This window comes from Paraclostridium dentum (assembly GCF_012922555.1).
GTDB lineage: Bacteria > Bacillota > Clostridia > Peptostreptococcales > Peptostreptococcaceae > Paraclostridium > Paraclostridium dentum.
In genome coordinates, this window is sequence record NZ_WIPK01000003.1 from 212,762 (window position 1) to 230,939 (window position 18,178).

At 29.1% G+C, this 18,178-nt stretch carries 19 protein-coding genes; 17 read left to right on the forward strand and 2 right to left on the reverse strand.

The features are described from left to right. Positions 1–10 precede the first annotated feature (10 nt). Positions 11–1,591 (forward strand): sigma 54-interacting transcriptional regulator, encoded by a 1,581-nt coding sequence (locus tag GFJ41_RS08565; protein WP_170075108.1) that lies wholly within the window; start codon positions 11–13, stop codon positions 1,589–1,591. A gap of 248 nt (positions 1,592–1,839) precedes the next feature. Beyond that, a complete protein-coding gene (gene megL / locus GFJ41_RS08570; protein WP_021430305.1) occupies positions 1,840–3,033 on the forward strand; it encodes a methionine gamma-lyase in 1,194 nt (397 codons plus the stop codon). A gap of 137 nt (positions 3,034–3,170) precedes the next feature. Here the strand turns inward: megL and GFJ41_RS08575 are convergent, their stop codons facing one another. Then, positions 3,171–3,917, reverse strand: a complete 747-nt coding sequence (locus GFJ41_RS08575) for a glycosyltransferase family A protein (RefSeq protein ID WP_170075109.1) — start codon at positions 3,915–3,917, stop codon at positions 3,171–3,173. 327 nt (positions 3,918–4,244) lie between these two features. Here GFJ41_RS08575 and GFJ41_RS08580 point away from each other — a divergent pair, with 327 nt between their 5' ends. From GFJ41_RS08580 to GFJ41_RS08645, 14 genes are all read left to right on the forward strand, one after another. Beyond that, a complete protein-coding gene (locus GFJ41_RS08580; protein ID WP_021434032.1) occupies positions 4,245–5,312 on the forward strand; it encodes a sulfurtransferase in 1,068 nt (355 codons plus the stop codon). 96 nt (positions 5,313–5,408) lie between these two features. Beyond that, complete coding sequence (locus tag GFJ41_RS08585; RefSeq protein WP_035118635.1) at positions 5,409–5,840, forward strand: hypothetical protein; 432 nt, start codon at positions 5,409–5,411, stop codon at positions 5,838–5,840. 188 nt (positions 5,841–6,028) lie between these two features. Then, complete coding sequence (locus tag GFJ41_RS08590) at positions 6,029–6,901, forward strand: ferredoxin-like domain-containing protein (RefSeq protein ID WP_035118633.1); 873 nt, start codon at positions 6,029–6,031, stop codon at positions 6,899–6,901. A gap of 232 nt (positions 6,902–7,133) precedes the next feature. After that, entirely contained in the window at positions 7,134–7,640 is a 507-nt protein-coding gene (locus GFJ41_RS08595; RefSeq protein WP_021430312.1) for a CarD family transcriptional regulator, read from the forward strand. A gap of 105 nt (positions 7,641–7,745) precedes the next feature. After that, positions 7,746–8,201 carry a thioredoxin-dependent thiol peroxidase gene (bcp, locus tag GFJ41_RS08600; protein ID WP_021430266.1) on the forward strand — a complete coding sequence of 152 codons (456 nt, stop codon included), beginning with the start codon at positions 7,746–7,748 and terminating at the stop codon, positions 8,199–8,201. Positions 8,202–8,409: 208 nt separating this feature from the next. Then, a complete protein-coding gene (locus tag GFJ41_RS08605; RefSeq protein ID WP_035118632.1) occupies positions 8,410–8,868 on the forward strand; it encodes a MarR family winged helix-turn-helix transcriptional regulator in 459 nt (152 codons plus the stop codon). Further along, entirely contained in the window at positions 8,869–9,399 is a 531-nt protein-coding gene (locus GFJ41_RS08610) for a GNAT family N-acetyltransferase (RefSeq protein ID WP_035118631.1), read from the forward strand. Then, positions 9,374–9,823, forward strand: a complete 450-nt coding sequence (locus tag GFJ41_RS08615) for a GNAT family N-acetyltransferase (protein WP_170075110.1) — start codon at positions 9,374–9,376, stop codon at positions 9,821–9,823. The genes GFJ41_RS08610 and GFJ41_RS08615 overlap by 26 nt, the downstream gene beginning before the upstream one ends. 221 nt (positions 9,824–10,044) lie before the next feature. Continuing rightward, positions 10,045–11,940, forward strand: a complete 1,896-nt coding sequence (locus tag GFJ41_RS08620) for a BglG family transcription antiterminator (protein ID WP_170075111.1) — start codon at positions 10,045–10,047, stop codon at positions 11,938–11,940. Between the two features lie 12 nt (positions 11,941–11,952). Beyond that, the gene (locus GFJ41_RS08625; RefSeq protein ID WP_170075112.1) at positions 11,953–12,414 is read left to right on the forward strand and encodes a PTS sugar transporter subunit IIA; all 462 of its coding nucleotides are present in this window, start codon (positions 11,953–11,955) and stop codon (positions 12,412–12,414) included. Positions 12,415–12,416: 2 nt separating this feature from the next. Next, the gene (locus GFJ41_RS08630; RefSeq protein ID WP_170075113.1) at positions 12,417–13,814 is read left to right on the forward strand and encodes a PTS fructose transporter subunit IIC; all 1,398 of its coding nucleotides are present in this window, start codon (positions 12,417–12,419) and stop codon (positions 13,812–13,814) included. Between the two features lie 141 nt (positions 13,815–13,955). Beyond that, positions 13,956–14,393 carry a MarR family winged helix-turn-helix transcriptional regulator gene (locus tag GFJ41_RS08635; protein WP_035118625.1) on the forward strand — a complete coding sequence of 146 codons (438 nt, stop codon included), beginning with the start codon at positions 13,956–13,958 and terminating at the stop codon, positions 14,391–14,393. A 12-nt stretch (positions 14,394–14,405) separates the two neighbouring features. Beyond that, complete coding sequence (locus GFJ41_RS08640; protein ID WP_035118623.1) at positions 14,406–15,788, forward strand: MATE family efflux transporter; 1,383 nt, start codon at positions 14,406–14,408, stop codon at positions 15,786–15,788. A gap of 159 nt (positions 15,789–15,947) precedes the next feature. After that, the gene (locus GFJ41_RS08645; protein WP_035118621.1) at positions 15,948–16,460 is read left to right on the forward strand and encodes a superoxide dismutase family protein; all 513 of its coding nucleotides are present in this window, start codon (positions 15,948–15,950) and stop codon (positions 16,458–16,460) included. Positions 16,461–16,567: 107 nt separating this feature from the next. Here GFJ41_RS08645 and GFJ41_RS08650 read toward each other — a convergent pair whose 3' ends face one another. Further along, on the reverse strand, positions 16,568–16,996 hold the full coding sequence (locus GFJ41_RS08650) for a hypothetical protein (RefSeq protein ID WP_035118620.1): 429 nt from the start codon (positions 16,994–16,996) through the stop codon (positions 16,568–16,570). A gap of 275 nt (positions 16,997–17,271) precedes the next feature. On the opposite strand from GFJ41_RS08650, the gene GFJ41_RS08655 reads away from it, so the two are divergent. After that, positions 17,272–18,178 (forward strand): hypothetical protein (locus GFJ41_RS08655; RefSeq protein WP_170075114.1); only part of this gene is annotated, 907 nt, incomplete at its 3' end.

Here is an 18,178-nt window from a genome sequence, read left to right on the forward strand (position 1 = left end):
AGACGTTTGTATGGTTAGGTTTGAAGTAAATACAAAAGATAGATTTGGTATCACAACCGAGATTTTGTACAAGCTTTACAATAAAAAGATAGATTTAGTATCTATGGAAGTTTTTCCTACAAAGGTTTGTATAAAGATAAATGATATCGATGCAAAAACTAAAGAAATATTAAAAGAAGCTATTTGTAGCATAGCAGATGTAATATCAGTAAATGAAGTAGAACTTTTATCTTACGAAAAAAATGAGAGACAACTTCTTGCAGTTATTAACTCAGTAGATGAAGGAATTATATCTATTGATAAAAACTTCAAAATTAACATATTTAATAATTACTGCCAAGAATTATTTAATTATAAAAAAGCAGAAGTAGTAGGTAGAGATATTAGAGATATTGTAGGCAATGATGATATAATTGCGGATTTAGTTAATAAGGGCATAGAGTATGACAATATAAAATCTAGTTTGAAACATGGAGACACCACAAGTAGTTATATTACTACAGGTAGAAGAATAACTAATGATTATGATGAAACTGTGGGAGCAGTTATTTCTATTAAAGATGTTAATAAAGCTAAACAACTTGTTAAAATAATAAATAAAAATAATGATGATGGTCCGTTTAAAGATATAATTGGAAATAGTAAAAGCATGGGTAAAGTAAAAAAAGTAACTACAACAATTGCTAAGAGTAATTCTACTGTTTTATTAAGAGGGGACAGTGGTACAGGTAAAGAACTCTTTGCAAATGCCATTCATAAATTAAGTGATAGAAAAGATGAAAGATTTGTAGCTATTAACTGTGCTGCACTGCCAGATAGTTTATTAGAAAGTGAGCTATTTGGATATGAAAAAGGAAGTTTTACAGGAGCAATGCAAAGCGGTAAAGAAGGTTTATTTAAAGAAGCTAATAAAGGAACTATATTTTTAGATGAAATAGGAGAATTATCAATGATTCTTCAAGCTAAACTGCTTAGAGTTTTACAAGAAGGAAAAATAAGAAAAATAGGAAGTAGCAAAGAAGAAGCTGTTGATGTTAGGGTAATAGCTGCTACTCATAAAAATCTTGAAAAGATGATAAAAGATGGAAGCTTTAGAGAAGATTTATATTATAGATTAAATGTAATTCCTATTAAGATACCAAATTTAAAAGAACGACTGGATGATATACCTATATTAGTTCAATTTTTTATAAATAAACTTAATAAGAAGTTAAATAAAGATATAAGGGGTTTTAAGAAAGAATTTATAGATGAGTTAATGAGTTATGATTGGCCAGGGAATGTAAGAGAACTTCAAAATTTAATTGAGAGAGCTATGAATTTATGCAATGGGGATATTTTAACTACTCAACATATTGTTATAGACTCTATATATAAAGATGAAGATATTACTGATAGTTTTATAGAAGAAGATGAAGAGATAGAATTTAATTCATTAAAAGAAGAAATGGAAAGATATGAAAAAGAAATAATTATGAAAGTATATGATTCAAATAAAAGTTATAGATCAAGTGCAAAAATACTAGGAATATCTCACACTGCAGTTATGAATAAAATTAAAAAATATAATATAAAGGAAGCTGATTTGTAAATAAAACTTTACATATGTAAATAAATATTTACAGTAAGTATAATGATTTGTAAATAAAGCTTTACATTAAAAAAATTATCTTTGAAAATATAAATTACAGCTTTGTGTAAACGTTTCGAAAAATAGCGTATTTTCAATGTTTTTGCGTTTTTAAAATTAAATAAATATTTTTATTCGAAAACAAAAAAGTTTGGCATGAGAGTTGCTCATATATAATAGCGTAAATAAATTTAAAGGGGGAACTCAAAATGGAAAACTTAAAGAATAAGAAATTCGCAACAAAAGCTATACACGGAGGACATAAAAAGGATCCAGTATCAGGGGCTTTAACTACACCTATATATCAAACATCAACTTTCGTATTTGATAGTGCTGAACAAGGTGGTAGAAGATTTGCATTAGAAGAAGATGGATTTATATATTCAAGACTTGGGAACCCAACAAATGCGCAACTAGAAGAAAAAATGGCACTACTAGAAAATGGAGAGGCTTGCATGTCAACAGGTTCAGGAATAGGTGCTATAACTTCAGCATTATGGACTGCATTAAAAGCAGGAGATCATATAGTTGCAAGTAAAACTTTATATGGTTGTACTTATGCAATGTTAAACCATGGAATAAGCAGATACGGAGTAGAAGTTACTTTTGTAGATGCAACTAACTTAGATGAAGTAAAAGGAGCTATGAAAGAAAACACAAAAGTTGTTTACTTAGAAACTCCAGCTAACCCAGACTTAAAATTAGTTGATATAGAAGCTATATCTAAAATAGCTCATACAGTAGAAGGTTGTATGGTATTTGTTGATAATACTTTCTGTACTCCATACTTACAAAGACCACTTGAATTAGGAGCTGACGTTGTTGTTCACTCTGCTACTAAATACTTAAATGGACACGGAGATGTTATAGCAGGTTTCGTTGTTGGTAAAAAAGACTTTATAACTCAAGTGAGATTATTCGGAGTTAAGGATATGACAGGTTCTGTTTTATCTCCATTTGATGCTTACTTAATATTAAGAGGTATGAAAACTTTACAAATAAGAATGGATAGACACACTAAGAATGCTATAGAAGTTGCTAAATTCTTAGAATCTCATCCAAATGTAGAAACAGTTAGCTACCCAGGATTAGAAAGTTTCCCACAATATGAATTAGCTAAAAAACAAATGGATATGCCAGGAGGTATGATAGCATTTGAAGTTAAAGGTGGACTTGAAGGTGGTAAAAAATTACTAAACTCTTTAGAGTTATGTACTCTTGCAGTTAGTTTAGGTGATTGTGAAACATTAATACAACATCCTGCTTCAATGACTCATTCTCCATATACTCAAGAAGAAAGAGCTGAAGCTGGAATATCTGAAGGATTAATAAGAATATCTGTTGGCCTTGAAGATGCAGAAGATATAATAGCTGACTTAAAACAAGGTTTAGATAGATTATAAAAAACAAATTTAAGATAGATTGTGTATTAAATAATATTATTTTTTATTTTGAAGGGTTTATGATATATGTCATAAACCCTTATTATTTTGCAACTTAAAATATACTATTAACTTATATGAAGTTAAAATAATTTAGATTACTTTAACTTAAAAAGTTCTAATGCTTTTTCTTTTTCATCTTTACTGGCAAGCCAAGTTTTTATAAAAGGATATTCCAAAATAACTTGAAAATCATTGCTAACATTAAGTTTATGGATAATTATCATATAACTTGGAGTAGGAATGACTTCATGAATATAGCTTATTGCACCCCAATGGTCATCCTTTACAGGATATCTTAGACCCAAAAGAAAGTTTTCTACTGTATAAATAAAAGCATAAAAAGATGGAGAAGGATGATCCATATTTGCTAAAATATCTCTATTAGCATCATACATATATCCTTTTTGAGATAATATACATTGTAAGTTTTTATAGTTTTCAATTTTATATAATTGATCTATATAGTCTGGACTAAACATGTTATCACTATCAATTCTTATATGAAAGACATATTTATATGGACTAATAATTTCTTTTATTAAGTTATCTCCATCATCTGTAAAAATTATATTGTCAGGTAACTTTGGATATCTAGAAAGAGAATCATTCATTACTTCTTTCGTTCCCGGGGTATGTCTTAATATACATTTGAAATTTTGATTAGTTTGGTTTATAAGGCTTTTAGCTGTATAATCCATAAATACATCTATTCTTGGATCTATCCATTCTTTAGTTTGAGCTTTTTGGGATATGGGGGAGTAAAGAATTTTAAATCCACACCAAAAAGGATGATCTAATATATTGAATGGAATATCTATAATCATTATCTTTTCATTAAGCATGAAAATTACACTCTCCTAAGAGTTAATAAGTTAGATAAAAAAATACTATCTAGTTTATAATATTCGAAGTTCATAATTGTTGTCACATTTTGATTTATTATAAAAATTCAAAATAGATATAGAAAATATAAATAATATTGATATGATATATAGATTTTTTCTATAAAGATTGGAGATTCATAGCGTATATGGTAGAATGTTGGAGAAAATTTTAATAAATTTAAAATTTTTAGAATTATTTTTATTGGAAAAAACCAAAATAAAAATTGAAATCATCCGAAATAAAAATTATTTTAAGACAATGAAAATCATAACGGAGGAAGATGTATGAAAAGAAAATTAATTAGTGCATTGGTTGGAATCACAATGGTAGCAACAATGGCAGTAGGATGTAGTAAATCTTCGAATGAATCACAAGAGTCAGCGAAGGCAAAATCAGATGTAAAAGCTGAACAAGTAGATGCAAAAAAAGTCTTTGTATCTCCTCAGTGGGTACAAAGTGTGATAGATGGTAATCAACCAGAATCTAAAAATTATGAGATTTTAGAAGTTTCTTGGGGAACTTACAAAGATAGTCCGACTTATACAAAGGGGCATATTCCAGGTGCAATACATGTAGATACTTCAAGTGTTGAATCTGAACCAATTTGGAATATATCAGATCCTAAAGTAGTTGAAAAAGGAATGTTAGATTTAGGAGTTACAAAAGATAAAACTATTATATTATATGGAAATGACATTTCTGCAGTAAGTAGAGTTGCATATGCATATCTTTGGGCAGGAGTTGAAAATGTTAAAGTATTAGACGGAGGAATTGATGCTTGGGAAAAAGCTGGATATAAGACTGAAACTAAAGTAGAAAAAGCTACTCCAGCAAAAGACTTTGGAGCTAAAGTACCTTCACATCCAGAATATTGGATGTCTATAGATGAAGTTAAAAAGAAATTAAAAGACGATTCTAATTTCCGTTTAGTTAGTATAAGAAGTAAAGAAGAGTTTGATGGAAAAACAAGTGGATACACTTATATAGATAGAGCTGGAGAACCTAAAGGTGCTGTTTGGGGTCATGCAGGAAGTGATCCTTACAATATGCAAGATTACTTACACAAAGATGGAACAGTTATAAGTGCTGATGAAATGCAAAAACTATGGTCAGATTCTGATATCAAAAAAGATAATGAACTTTCATTCTACTGTGGTACAGGATGGAGAGCTTCAGTTCCTTGGTTAATTGCTTACGATGCAGGATGGGAAGGAATGACTGTTTATGATGGTGGATGGAATGAGTGGCAAATGCATGGAAATCTTCCAGTACAAGTAGGAGATCCTAATAGTGGGGATTGTCAATACACTACAGTAGATAAACTACCAACAGATAAAGCTGCAAAAAAATAAATTATATAAAATTATATAAAATATATTATAATAAGGATAAGCACTGCACAGATTGCAGTGCTTATCTTAGATTTTAGACAAGGAAGTTGATATTATATGGGAAAAGCAAAGAAGATTTTTTATGTTTTAGTAACTATATTAGAAGCACTGATGTTAGTTGGTGCATATTTAGTAAATTATTTTACTCATGCTAAAATGGGCATGTTAAGACATGTAGTACATAAAAACTATATTTGGGAGCAAGAATATCCTATACAAACTATAAAATATGTAGCTATATTAGCTTTGGCTATATTAATGCTTATTGTATTAGTAATGTATTTGAAAAGAAAGTATATGCTTAAAAAAATAGTAACTATAATGAGCATTACTATGGTTTTATTTGTAATTGCATTTGCTATATTTGTATTAATGTATTCATCTGAAGAAATAAGAGCATTTTACTATATGAGTGCCATATTTGGAGCAGTAACTTTAATTCAAATTATAAAAACTTTTATAGGTGTCATATGGTATAAAACTAAATAAGAAAATTAATTGAACTGAAAAAGAGTCTCAATGATAATAAGGCAATTATTATTATTGAGACTTTTTTACTATTAAAAAAACGTATAATTACTATAAACAATTTCAATTAATGAATGGGCAAATGTAATGTTATAATTTATCACGTATGAAATTATATATTAATTAAAGTCATATTAGGAGGTAAATACATGGAACCAATATTATCATTACAAGAAAAAAATGAATTAAAGTCTAAGGGAATAGTTCCTCAAAAACAAGATGGTTACTTTGCTATAAGAGTAATAGGTAAATCAGGAGTATTTACTTCAAGAGAATTTAGCATATTATCTAAAATTGCAGAGCAATATGGAAATAAAGAATTGAATTTAACTAGCAGGTTAACGGTAGAAATACCGTATATAAAGTATGATGATATAGAAAAAGTGATAAACATAGTACAAGAAAATGGATTAATAGTAGGTGGAGGAGGTAAGACTGTAAGAGCAATTTTATCTTGTAAAGGAAGTGTGTGCTCTAACGGTCTTATAGATACTCAAAAAATATCAAAAGAAGTACATAATGAGTTTTTTGGAAGAGAGCTACCTGCTAAATTTAAAATAGCAGTATTAGGCTGTAAAAATAGCTATGGTAAGGCTCAATCTAATGATTTGAGTATATTACCATTAACAGGGGTTAGGATAGACAATAGGAAGTGTATTGAATGTAAAGTATGTTTAAAGGTATGTCCTGATAAAGCATTTGAGTATAAGGATGGTAAGTATTCAATAATAGAGGATAAATGTAGCAATTGTGGGAAATGCGTTAGTTTTTGTCCAGCACATGCAGTAGAAAGTGATAGTGAAAAAATAGATATATTAGTATTTATAGGTGGAAGAATGGGTAGAGAAGCTAGTTTAGGAAAGCCACTAAGAAAGAAATTTAAAGAAGAAGATATATTACAAGTTATAGATACAATTGTTAATTACTTTAAAGAAAATGCAAATGAAGGTGAGAGATTTGCCCAGCTTATAGACAGAGTTGGATTTGATAAAGTAGAAGAATGTATTATAAATTCTATATAGTTTTATATAAAAAAAAGTTTTTACTTACATGAAAAGCTTAAAATGTGGTAAAATAATAATACAACGAGTAGTTTTGATGACGTAAGTCCTGTTGTCAAAACTACTTTTTTTATATAATGAATATGAAATTGTATTTTAAATTATGTGTATAAATATAATTTCTATTATGGGTCAAAAAAGCCAACCTAAAAGTAGGTAGCTTTTTTATTATTTTAAGGATGGTGAAATCTTAATGTTTAAGATTGACGATTGTGTAATGTATGGTATGACAGGAGCATGTAAAGTTATAGACATAACTAATGAAAAGTTTATAAACGGAGAAGACAGAAAATATTATGTATTAAGTCCAGTTTATGCTGAAAATATAATAATAAAAGCCCCTGTGGATAATAAAAATATTCCAATGAGAAAGACTATATCTAAAAGCAGTGCAACTTCACTACTAAATGATATGGCTAACATGGATATTTCATGGATCGACGATGATAAAACAAGAAATAAAGAGTTTAATGCAATGCTGAAAAGCGGTAAATGTGAAGAACTTATAAAACTAATAAGAAATATATATTGCAATAATGAAAAAGTAAAATCTATTGGAAAAAAACCACATCAAGTAGATGATAATGTTATGAAAGAAGCAGAAAGACTTTTAAACGAAGAACTTGCAATTGCTTTAAACATATCTCCAGATGAAGTAATTCCATATATAACAAGTCATATACCGCAACAAAATATTTAATTAAATCATTTTAAATGCAGCCTGAAAAAAATTTAGTAAGTAAAAGTTTAATAACAAAACATATTTGGTATATATTTAATAAATATAAACCGGAGGAAAAATAATATGTTAGAAGCAGGAGTAAAAGCACCAGATTTCAGACTACAAGATAAAGACGGAAACTTAGTAAGTTTATCAGATTTTAAAAATAAAAAAGTAGTATTATATTTCTACCCTAAGGATAGTACTCCAGGGTGTACTAAGCAAGCATGTTCATTTAGAGATAATTTTGATAGGTTTAAATCAAAAGATATGGTAGTAATAGGTATAAGTAAGGATAGTGTAAAATCACATGAAAGATTTGCACAAAAAAATGAATTACCATTTATACTTTTATCAGATCCTGACCTTGATGCAATAAAAGCTTACGATGTATGGCAAGAAAAGAAATTATATGGAAAACTTGGGTTTGGAGTTATTAGAACAACTTACATCATAGATGAAAATGGTATTATAGAAAAGGCATACGACAAAGTTAAGGCAGATAAAAATGTAGGTGAAATATTAGAATATATAGGATAGATATATATTTCATTTACATCATAGAGATAAAAAAGTACATTGATATTTATCAATGTACTTTTTATTTGCAATTATTTTTAAATATGAAAATATAGTTGAAGTTTCAACTAAAATATTGTAATATAAAATAAAGTTGAAAGTTCAACTATATTTATATATAAAACAATTTTAGTAAACATTATAAACTAAAATTTCAGAAGGTGAAATCATGGAAAAATTAGAAAATGATTTATTAAGAAATATAGGTGTTTTATCAAGGGCTATAAATTATATAAGTGATGTAAAGTATAAAGAGTTTAACTTGCAAAAAGGACAATTTATTTTTTTAACTCGTATATGTGAAAATCATAAAATTAATTTTATAGATTTATCTAATATGCTTAAAGTAGACAAAACAACAACTACAAAAGCAGTAAAGAAATTAATCGATTTAGGTTATATATACAGAGAAGCAGATGCTTTCGATAGGAGATCTTATAATTTGCAGCCAACTTCTATAGGTGTTGATATATACAACAATATAATAAATGAAGAAAATAGGCAAATAGATGTGTGTCTTAATGGATTTAGTTCAGATGAAATGGAATTAGCTTTAAAACTTATAAATAAAATGAGTAAAAATATAGAAGCAGATTGGATAAAATTAAAGGGTAAAGGAGATAAGTAAATGATAATAAAAGCTAAATCAAATGATATTCAGGGGATAATGGAAATTATAAAAGAAACAGTAAAAGAAATGAAGTCTTACAACAATACACAATGGGATGAGAATTACCCTAAAGAGCAAGATTTTGATGAAGATATAAAATCAGGAGATTTATATATTGAGCAGCAAGATGAAATTATAACAGGGTTTATATGTGTTAATTATATTGAACCAGAAGAATACAAAGATTTAAAATGGTCAAAAAATGAAAAGTGCATGGTGGTTCACAGAATGGCAGTAAATCCTAATTTTAGAAAAAAAGGTGTAGGATCTAGATTAATGAATTTTGCTGAGGATTTAGCTACTAAAAGTGGAGTAAATTATTTAAAAACAGATACTTATTCTATAAATACAAAGATGAATTCTCTATTTAGAAAGTTTAATTATAATTTTATTGGAGAGATGAGCTTTTTAGGAAAAGAAGAACCATTTTATTGTTATGAAAAAGTATTAGGGAGCGATAAAAATGAATTTGAATATAAAAGAAATTAATGAAAAAAATTATCAAGAAATAACTAGTTTAAAAGTAGGGAAAGAACAACTTGGATATATTGAGAGTGTAGAAGATTGTTTAAAGGAGTCAAAGGAATTTTCGTTATGGAGACCAGTAGGAATATACGATGGAGATAAAGCTATAGGATTTGCTATGTATGGCTTATTTAAAAATGAAGGTGAGAGAGGTAGAGTTTGGCTAGACAGATTTTTAATTTCTCACGAAAATCAAGGCAAGGGATATGGAGAATCAGGAGTAAGATTTTTACTAAATAGGTTAAAAGATGAATATGGATACAATAAAATTTATTTAAGCGTATATGATAATAATATAGGAGCTATTTCTTTATATAAAAAAATTGGATTTGAATTTAATGGAGAGTTTGACATAAATGGTGAAAAAGTAATGGTAATAAATATTTAGAGAAAAATTATAAATTTATTTTAAAAATAATAAAAAAGAAGCTGAATATAGCTTCTTTTTTGCTTTATAATATAAATACAAATTTAACAATCAAGAAAAATGTAGAAAATTGATATAAACACACGAAATTTTAAAAAGGGTAAATTATTGTGTGTTTTACAAAAAAAGAACATAGGATAAAATTAAATCATAATAGAGAGTCTGGAGGATGAAACCTAAAGATGAAAATTAGTAAACGCCAAAGTTTAATATTAAATTACTTAAATGATTATCATTATATTTCACTAAAACAAATTTCTAAAAGATTTAAAATAACTACAGCAACAGTAAAAAATGAAATAATATTAATTAATGAGATATTAGCAAACTATGATATGCAGTTAGTGATACAAGAAAATAATAAAATAAAGATTATAAATAAAGAAAAATTTATAGTTTTTTTAAAAGAAGCCCAGTCTCTTATAGAGTTTCCAATTCAAAATCAAATATTGATGACAATAATATTAGAAAGAGATTTTATAACAATACAAGAAATAGCAGATAAATTATTTGTGAGTAAATCATTAATAGAAAAACAATTGGTATCAATATTAAAAGAGTATAAGGATGATATTCAATCTATTAGGCATTATGGAATAAGGTATTCATCTTCAAAATTAGATAGGATGTCTTTATTTGTAAAGTTAGTGATTCCTTATATGAAAGGAATAGATTTTTTCGAAGAAGTAAATAGATTTGATAACTTGCACTTTAATATGAGGGATTATTTTGAAGTTCAGGAAATCGATATCTGTATATTGATTATAGATTATATAAAAGAAATCAATATATTTACATTTACAGATGAATCTATAAAACAATTATTTTTATATTTATTATTTTTATTGAAAGATATAAGAGAAGAAAATCTCCACAAAGAAAACAAATCTTTTACTAGATTAATAAAAGATTTACCAAATTTCAATAAGTATTCTGAAATAGTTAGCGATATAAATAAAAGATTTGAGCTATCTTTAAGGGAAGGGGATAAGTACTATCTATGTTATTTATTTTCAGTATTGAAAAAAAATAACTCACTAAATAAAAGCGAGAAGATAGAAAAGCTAAAACCGACTATAAATAGAATTTTAGACAGAATTAAAAATGAATTGGCAATTGACTTATTTATGGATGAACAATTAAAAAAAGGATTATCTATACATTTATACTCTACTATAAGCAGAGGAGGATATTCTGTATTAAGCGAGATTTACAGCTTAAGTGATATAAAAAAGTTATATCCATTTGCATTTGAAATGTCTACTATAACAGCAGATGTAATAAATGAAGATTATAAATATCGCTTTTTAGATAATGAACTTATATATCTATCATTGCATTTTCAAACAGCTATAGAAAGAGCAAAGAGTAATAAAGATAAAATTAGAGTATTAATTGTTTGTCACTTAGGACAAGTATCAACAGATTTAATAGTAAACAGAATAAAAAATATATACAAAGATATAGAAATTGTGGGAGCATACTCAGTTCAAACTTTCTTAAAGATGAAAAAGGATTGCTATGATTTTATAATATCAACTGAAAAGCTTCCAAATCAACATAAAGATGTAATTTACGTATCACCTCTTATTAAAGAGCAAGATAAAGAAAATATTGAAGCTTATATAAAAAGAAGTGAAAGTAAAAAATTATTTGAAGAATTATTACAAAAAGGAGCATTTATAGAAATTGAAAATGCTAAAACCTATGAAGATGTTTTAAAAGAAATGGTAAAAGTTTTTAATAAAAACTCTAGTGTAGATGATAAATATTTAGATAGTGTTATAAATAGAGAAAAACTATCTACAACTAATATAAATAACATAGCAATTCCACATGGAAAAGCTAATCATGTTATTGAAAGCTCAATATGTATAGCTTATATAAAAGATGGAGTAAAGTGGGGAGACACAACAGTGTACCATGTATTCTTAATTGCTTTTGATAATGGTTTATTAGAACAAAATCCAGAGTTTTTTAATAATTTTTATAGGAAAATTGCACAAATAGATAGTGAAGAATCTATAGAAAACATGGAAGCTATAGATAAAAATAAATTAATTGAATTAATGTATTAGGAGGAAATAAAAATGATAAAAAATTTATTAAAAAAAGAATTAATATTTGATGGTATAAAAGTAAATGGAGGAAATAAAGAGGAGGCATTAAGCGTTATAAGTGATCTAGTTGTAAATAGTTCAGATGTATGCTCACAAGATTTATTAAATGGATTTTTAAAGAGAGAAGAAGAGTCCTCAACTGGATTTGGTGGATATGTGGCAATACCACACACAAAACTTGAAGGAGTAAAAAATCCATTTATATCTATAGTTAAATTTGAAAATGATATAGAGTGGGAGTCTTTAGATGACGAGCCTGTAAAAGTTGCTATAGCTTTAGTTATGCCTGCTACAGATGAAGGTAATATTCATCTCCAAATTATATCAAAGTTTGCAAGAAGACTTATGGATGATGATTTTGTAGAAGTATTATTAAATGAAAGTGATAAAGAAAATCTATACAACTATATAATATCTGAAATGGAGGGGTAAGTATGAAAATATTGGGGGTTACTAAATGCCCAGTGGGGGTAGCTCATACCTATATGGCAGCTGAAAAGCTTGAAATTGTAGGTAAAAAATTAGGACACGAAATGAAAATTGAAACTCAAGGATCACAAGGTGTAGAAAATTCACTTACTGGTGAAGATATAAAAAATTGCGATTATATAATAATTGCAGCAGATGTTGCAATAGAAGGAAAAGATAGATTTGCAGGTAAAAAGGTTATAGAGGTTCCTATAAAAGAAGCTATAAAAAGTGCAAAAACTCTTATAGAAAATTTACCTACTACTGCAAAAATACAAGAAGGAAAAGTTGAAAATAAGTCGGATAAAAAATCTGCTTCAGGTGGATCTGTAAAAGAACTTATGAATGGAGTTTCACATATGATACCATTCGTTGTTGTAGGGGGATTATTTATAGCGTTGGCTATTGCAATAGGAGGAAACCCTACTGCATCTGGAATGGTGATACCAGAAGGTTCTATATGGAACAAAGTTAGTGCAATAGGAGGAATTGGATTTACATTAATGATACCTATACTTGCTGGATTTATAGCAATGTCTATAGCAGGAAGAGCTGCATTAGCACCAGCTATGATATGTGCTATGGTTGCAAATGATGGAGCAATATTAGGAACTTCAAATGGTACAGGATTTATAGGGGCAATAATAGTTGGATTTATGGCTGGATATTTAGTTAAATGGATGAACACATGGAAAGTACCAAAAGATTTAAGAGCGATTATGCCTATATTTGTTATTCCGATAATAAGTGTTTCAGTTATCTCAGCAGCTTTAATATTAATATTAGGAGCACCAATTTCATGGGTTATGGACGGATTAAACTTAATGTTAGCATCTCTTGCATCAAATCCAGCATTAAGCGTTGTTTTAGGATTAGTACTTGGAGCTATGGTTGCAATAGATATGGGTGGTCCAATTAATAAAACTGCGTTCCTATTTGGAGTTGCATCAATAGCAGCAGGAAATCCTTTGGTAATGGGAGCTGTGGCTTGTGCTATACCTGTTCCACCATTGGCTATGGGTCTTGCTACTTTCATAGCTAAAGATAAGTTCACAGAAGAAGAAAGAGGAGCGGGATTATCAGCATTCTTAATGGGACTTATAGGAATTACAGAAGGTGCAATACCTTTTGCATCAGGAGATCCAAAACGTGTTATACCTTCTATAGTAGTAGGAAGTGCAATAGCAGGAGCTATGGGAATGGTATTTAAAATAACTGACAATGTTCCTCATGGAGGACCAATTGTTGGATTGCTAGGAGCAACAAGTAGCTTATTATTATTCTTGGCTGCAATAGCAATAGGAACAGTTGTAGCAGCATTACTTTTAATAGCGATTAAGAAAAAAAGCTTAAATGCAAATTAAATATATTAATTAAAAAGACTTGGAAAATCCAAGTCTTTTTTACGTTTAAGGAAAGTATGATTAATGAAAAAGTTGCATATGCAACTAAAATGTGATAAACTAATATAGTTGCATATACAACTAATGAAAGGTGATAAAAAAATGTGTGAAAAAAAATGTGATGACAAAAAATATGTTGGGAAGTTTATTTCTCAATTATATAGAAAATCTAGAGTATTTATAAATAGAGAAGTTGCAAAGTATGATTTAAGCTCAGGTCAACTTATGTATTTAATGGATTTATATGTTAAAGATGGGAAAAATCAAGAGGAAATATCAGAAGTTTTAAAAATTGATAAAGGAACAACTGCTAGAGCTATAAAAAAATTAGAAAAACAAAATCTTATAACTAGAGTAAAAGATAGTGAAGATAAAAGATCTAATAAAATTTTTTTAACACAAAAAGCTAAAGATATTAAACCAAATATCTATAGCGTTTTTAATGATTGGAATAAAATAATCAGTGAAAGTTTAACTGATGAAGAGGAAATTATATTGAAGAATTTACTTGAAAAAGTATGTAATCATATAGACATATAAAGGAGGATTTGTATGGACAATAGTAAAAATATCTTAGGGACAGAGTCAATAGGTCGATTATTACTGAAATACTCAGTTCCAGCAATTATTGGGATGATGGTAAATGCACTTTATAATGTTGTAGATAGAGTATTTATAGGAAACATACCAGGGGTTGGGCCTTTGGCTATAACAGGACTTGGAGTAACAATGCCAATAATGTCTATAATAATTGCTTTTGGAACTTTAATAGGTGTTGGAGCAACAACTAATGTATCATTAAAACTAGGGCAAGGAGATAGAAACAAAGCTGAACAAATAGTAGGAAATGCAGTTAGTTTATCGGTTTTAATAGGTATATTAATAGCCATATTTGGGACTATATTTTCAAATAAAATGCTTATGGTATTTGGAGCAAGTCAATCGACAATAGGATATGCAAAAGATTATATGGGTATAATCTTAATCGGAGCAATATTCAATATAATGTCAATGATGTTTAGTAACTTAATAAGAGGTGATGGAAACCCAAAACTTTCAGCGGCTATAATGGCAGCAGGATGTTTTATGAATATAGTTTTAGATGCAATTTTTATATTTGGTTTTAATATGGGTATCCAAGGTGCTGCACTTGCTACTATAATATCACAAGCTGTTTCAACAATTTGGGGTTTAACATATTACCTAAGAGGAAAGTCAAATGTTGAATTTAAAAAAATAAATTTAAAATTAGATAAAACAATTATAAAAACTATATTTGCAATAGGAATGTCGCCATTTGCAATGCAGTTAGCTAATAGTATGGTTCAACTTATGTTCAACACTTCATTAAAAGTATATGGTGGAGATTTGGCAATAGGAGCAATGGCAACAATAAGTTCTATAAATATGTTGTTTGTAATGCCTGCATTTGGGTTCGTTCAAGGGATGCAACCTATAGTCGGATTCAACTATGGAGCTAAAAAATATGATAGAGCTAAGAAAACTTTAAAAATAAGTCTAATGTTAGCAACTGTTGTATTTATAGTAGGAGCTTTAGTTATTCAGATTGCACCACAACTTTTAGTAGGAGCATTTAATAAAGATCAAGAGCTTATGAATATAACTGTAAATGGACTTAGAAAATATGCATTTGCAATGCCGATAGTAGGAATATCAATAGTAGGAAGTAATTTTATCCAATCAATAGGAAAGGCTAAAATGTCTATGCTATTGGGATTACTAAGACAAGTTATTGTGTTAATACCGATGATAATGATATTACCAAACTTTATAGGGTTAAATGGAATTTGGTTAGCTCAACCTACTGCAGATATTGTATCAGCAATTATAACTGGTATAGTTTTAGTTAAAGAAATAAAAAAATATGATTTAGATGAAGAAGTAGAATGTATTGAAGAGTTAGAAGTTGTATAAATAAAATAATTTAATTAAAATATAAATTATTTTAAAATGGATATTATCGTTTAGATAATATCCATTTTTATGTTTAAGTAAAAGTACATATTAACATTTTGAAAGTTATAATCATAAGATAGAGAGCGAGAAAATTTATTACAACTTAAGGAGGATATTATGGACAATTCTTGTAAAAAGTATGATATTCAAAAGGTTTTTTCTAATTATAATCCATCTAAGCCAGATGCATATGCAAAAATACAAGGAGGCCCACTAGGACCTTGTATAAAGGGAATGGTATATTTATACCAATTAGATGAAGGAGTATATGTAAAAGCATATATAACTGGAATTCCTAATAAAAACAATCAAACTAGCGCATTTCATGGATTCCATATTCACGAGGTTGGAGATTGTTCAGTAGGAAATGAAAAGGAACCATTTATGGCAGCTAAATCTCACTACAATCCAACAAAAGTAGAACATCCTATGCACTCAGGTGATTTGCCACCAATACTATCTGCTGATGGAGTAGGCTTACTTTCTACATTTACCAATAGATTTACTGTTGATGAAATAATAGGAAAGTCTTTTATAATTCATGAAGGATATGATGATTTTACTTCTCAACCAGCAGGAAATGCAGGAGCTAGGTTAGCTTGTGGGTTAATTGTTTCTAATTATATGTAAAGTTAGAATAAAGTAGGAAATCAATAGAATATAATTAGAAATGGTGAGCTTATTTATAAGCTCACCATTTCATTTTTACATAACTTAATTTAGAGATTTATAAAACATTATTCCTCGTCTATAATTTCACCATTGTGAACATGTTGGTGATGATGGGTAACTTTTTTATTAGAGCCATTCTTGATGTCCTTAGGAGGAAGATGATTACTATCTTCATCTATAATCTCACCATTTTGAATATATTGGTGACTACTGTCCTCTTCTATGACTTCACCATTATGAACAACTTGGTGATGGTGACTAACTTTTTTATTAGAGTTATGCTTGCCTTCTGTAGAAGGAGCAAGGTCGCTATCATCATCTACAATCTTACCATTATGAACATGTTGGTGTTTTTTATCAGATACATGCTTGCTATTTTCAGAAGGGACAAGCTTAGTATCATCATCTATAATCTTACCATTATGAACATGTTGGTGTTTTTTATTTTTAGAAGGAACAACTTTGCTATTAGTTATATTCTCTGTTTGATTCATAAAAATTAAGCTCCTTTCAAACCTATTACTCTGTTATATCGTTACTTTCATCTTGTTCATTTGATATACATGTTTCTGGATCTATGCTAATCACAGAGCCTCTATTACAATAGTGTCCACAGTGGTCTGATTCACAGTAATCTGGACCGCAGTGATCTGGTTCGCAGTGATCTGGCTTGCATTGATGTGTTTTACCACAGCATGGGCATGTTATATATATATTTATAGGTGTACTGATATTTATTGGCCCTACGCTGTTAGTAGCATTAGATTGATTGTTATTATTAGCTGTAACATCAGCATCAGCATTAGAATCATTATTAGCATCGATATCAGCATCAGCAGTAGAGTTAGTGTCAGCATCGGCAGTAGTGTTAGCAGTAGAAGTAGAGTCTGAATCAGAAGTAGTATTAGTAGTAGAAGTAGCATCTGAGTCAGAAGTAGAGTCAGCATCAGCAGTAGTATTAGTAGTAGAAGTAGCATCTGAATCAGAAGTAGCATCGGCATCTGAAGTAGAGTCTGAGTCAGAAGTAGTATCAGTAGTAGAAGTAGCATCTGAGTCAGAAGTAGAGTCAGCATCAGCAGTAGCATCTACAGTAGAAGTAGCATCTGAATCAGAAGTAGAATCAGTATCAGCAGTAGAAGTAGAGTCTGAATCAGAAGTAGTATCGGTAGTAGAAGTAGCATCTGAGTCAGAAGTAGAATCAGAAGTAGCGTCGGCATCGGCAGTAGAGTCAGCGTCTGCAGTAGAGTCTGAGTCAGAAGTAGAATCAGAAGTAGCATCGGCATCTGAAGTAGAGTCTGAGTCAGAAGTAGTATCAGTAGTAGAAGTAGCATCTGAGTCAGAAGTAGAGTCAGCATCAGCAGTAGCATCTACAGTAGAAGTAGCATCTGAATCAGAAGTAGAATCAGTATCAGCAGTAGAAGTAGAGTCTGAATCAGAAGTAGTATCGGTAGTAGAAGTAGCATCTGAGTCAGAAGTAGAATCAGAAGTAGCGTCGGCATCGGCAGTAGCATCAGCAGTAGAATCTGAGTCAGAAGTAGAATCAGCATCAGCAGTAGAGTCAGCGTCTGCAGTAGCATCAGCATCAGAAGTAGAATCTGAGTCAGAAGTAGAATCAGAAGTAGCGTCGGCATCGGCAGTAGCATCAGCAGTAGAATCTGAGTCAGAAGTAGAATCAG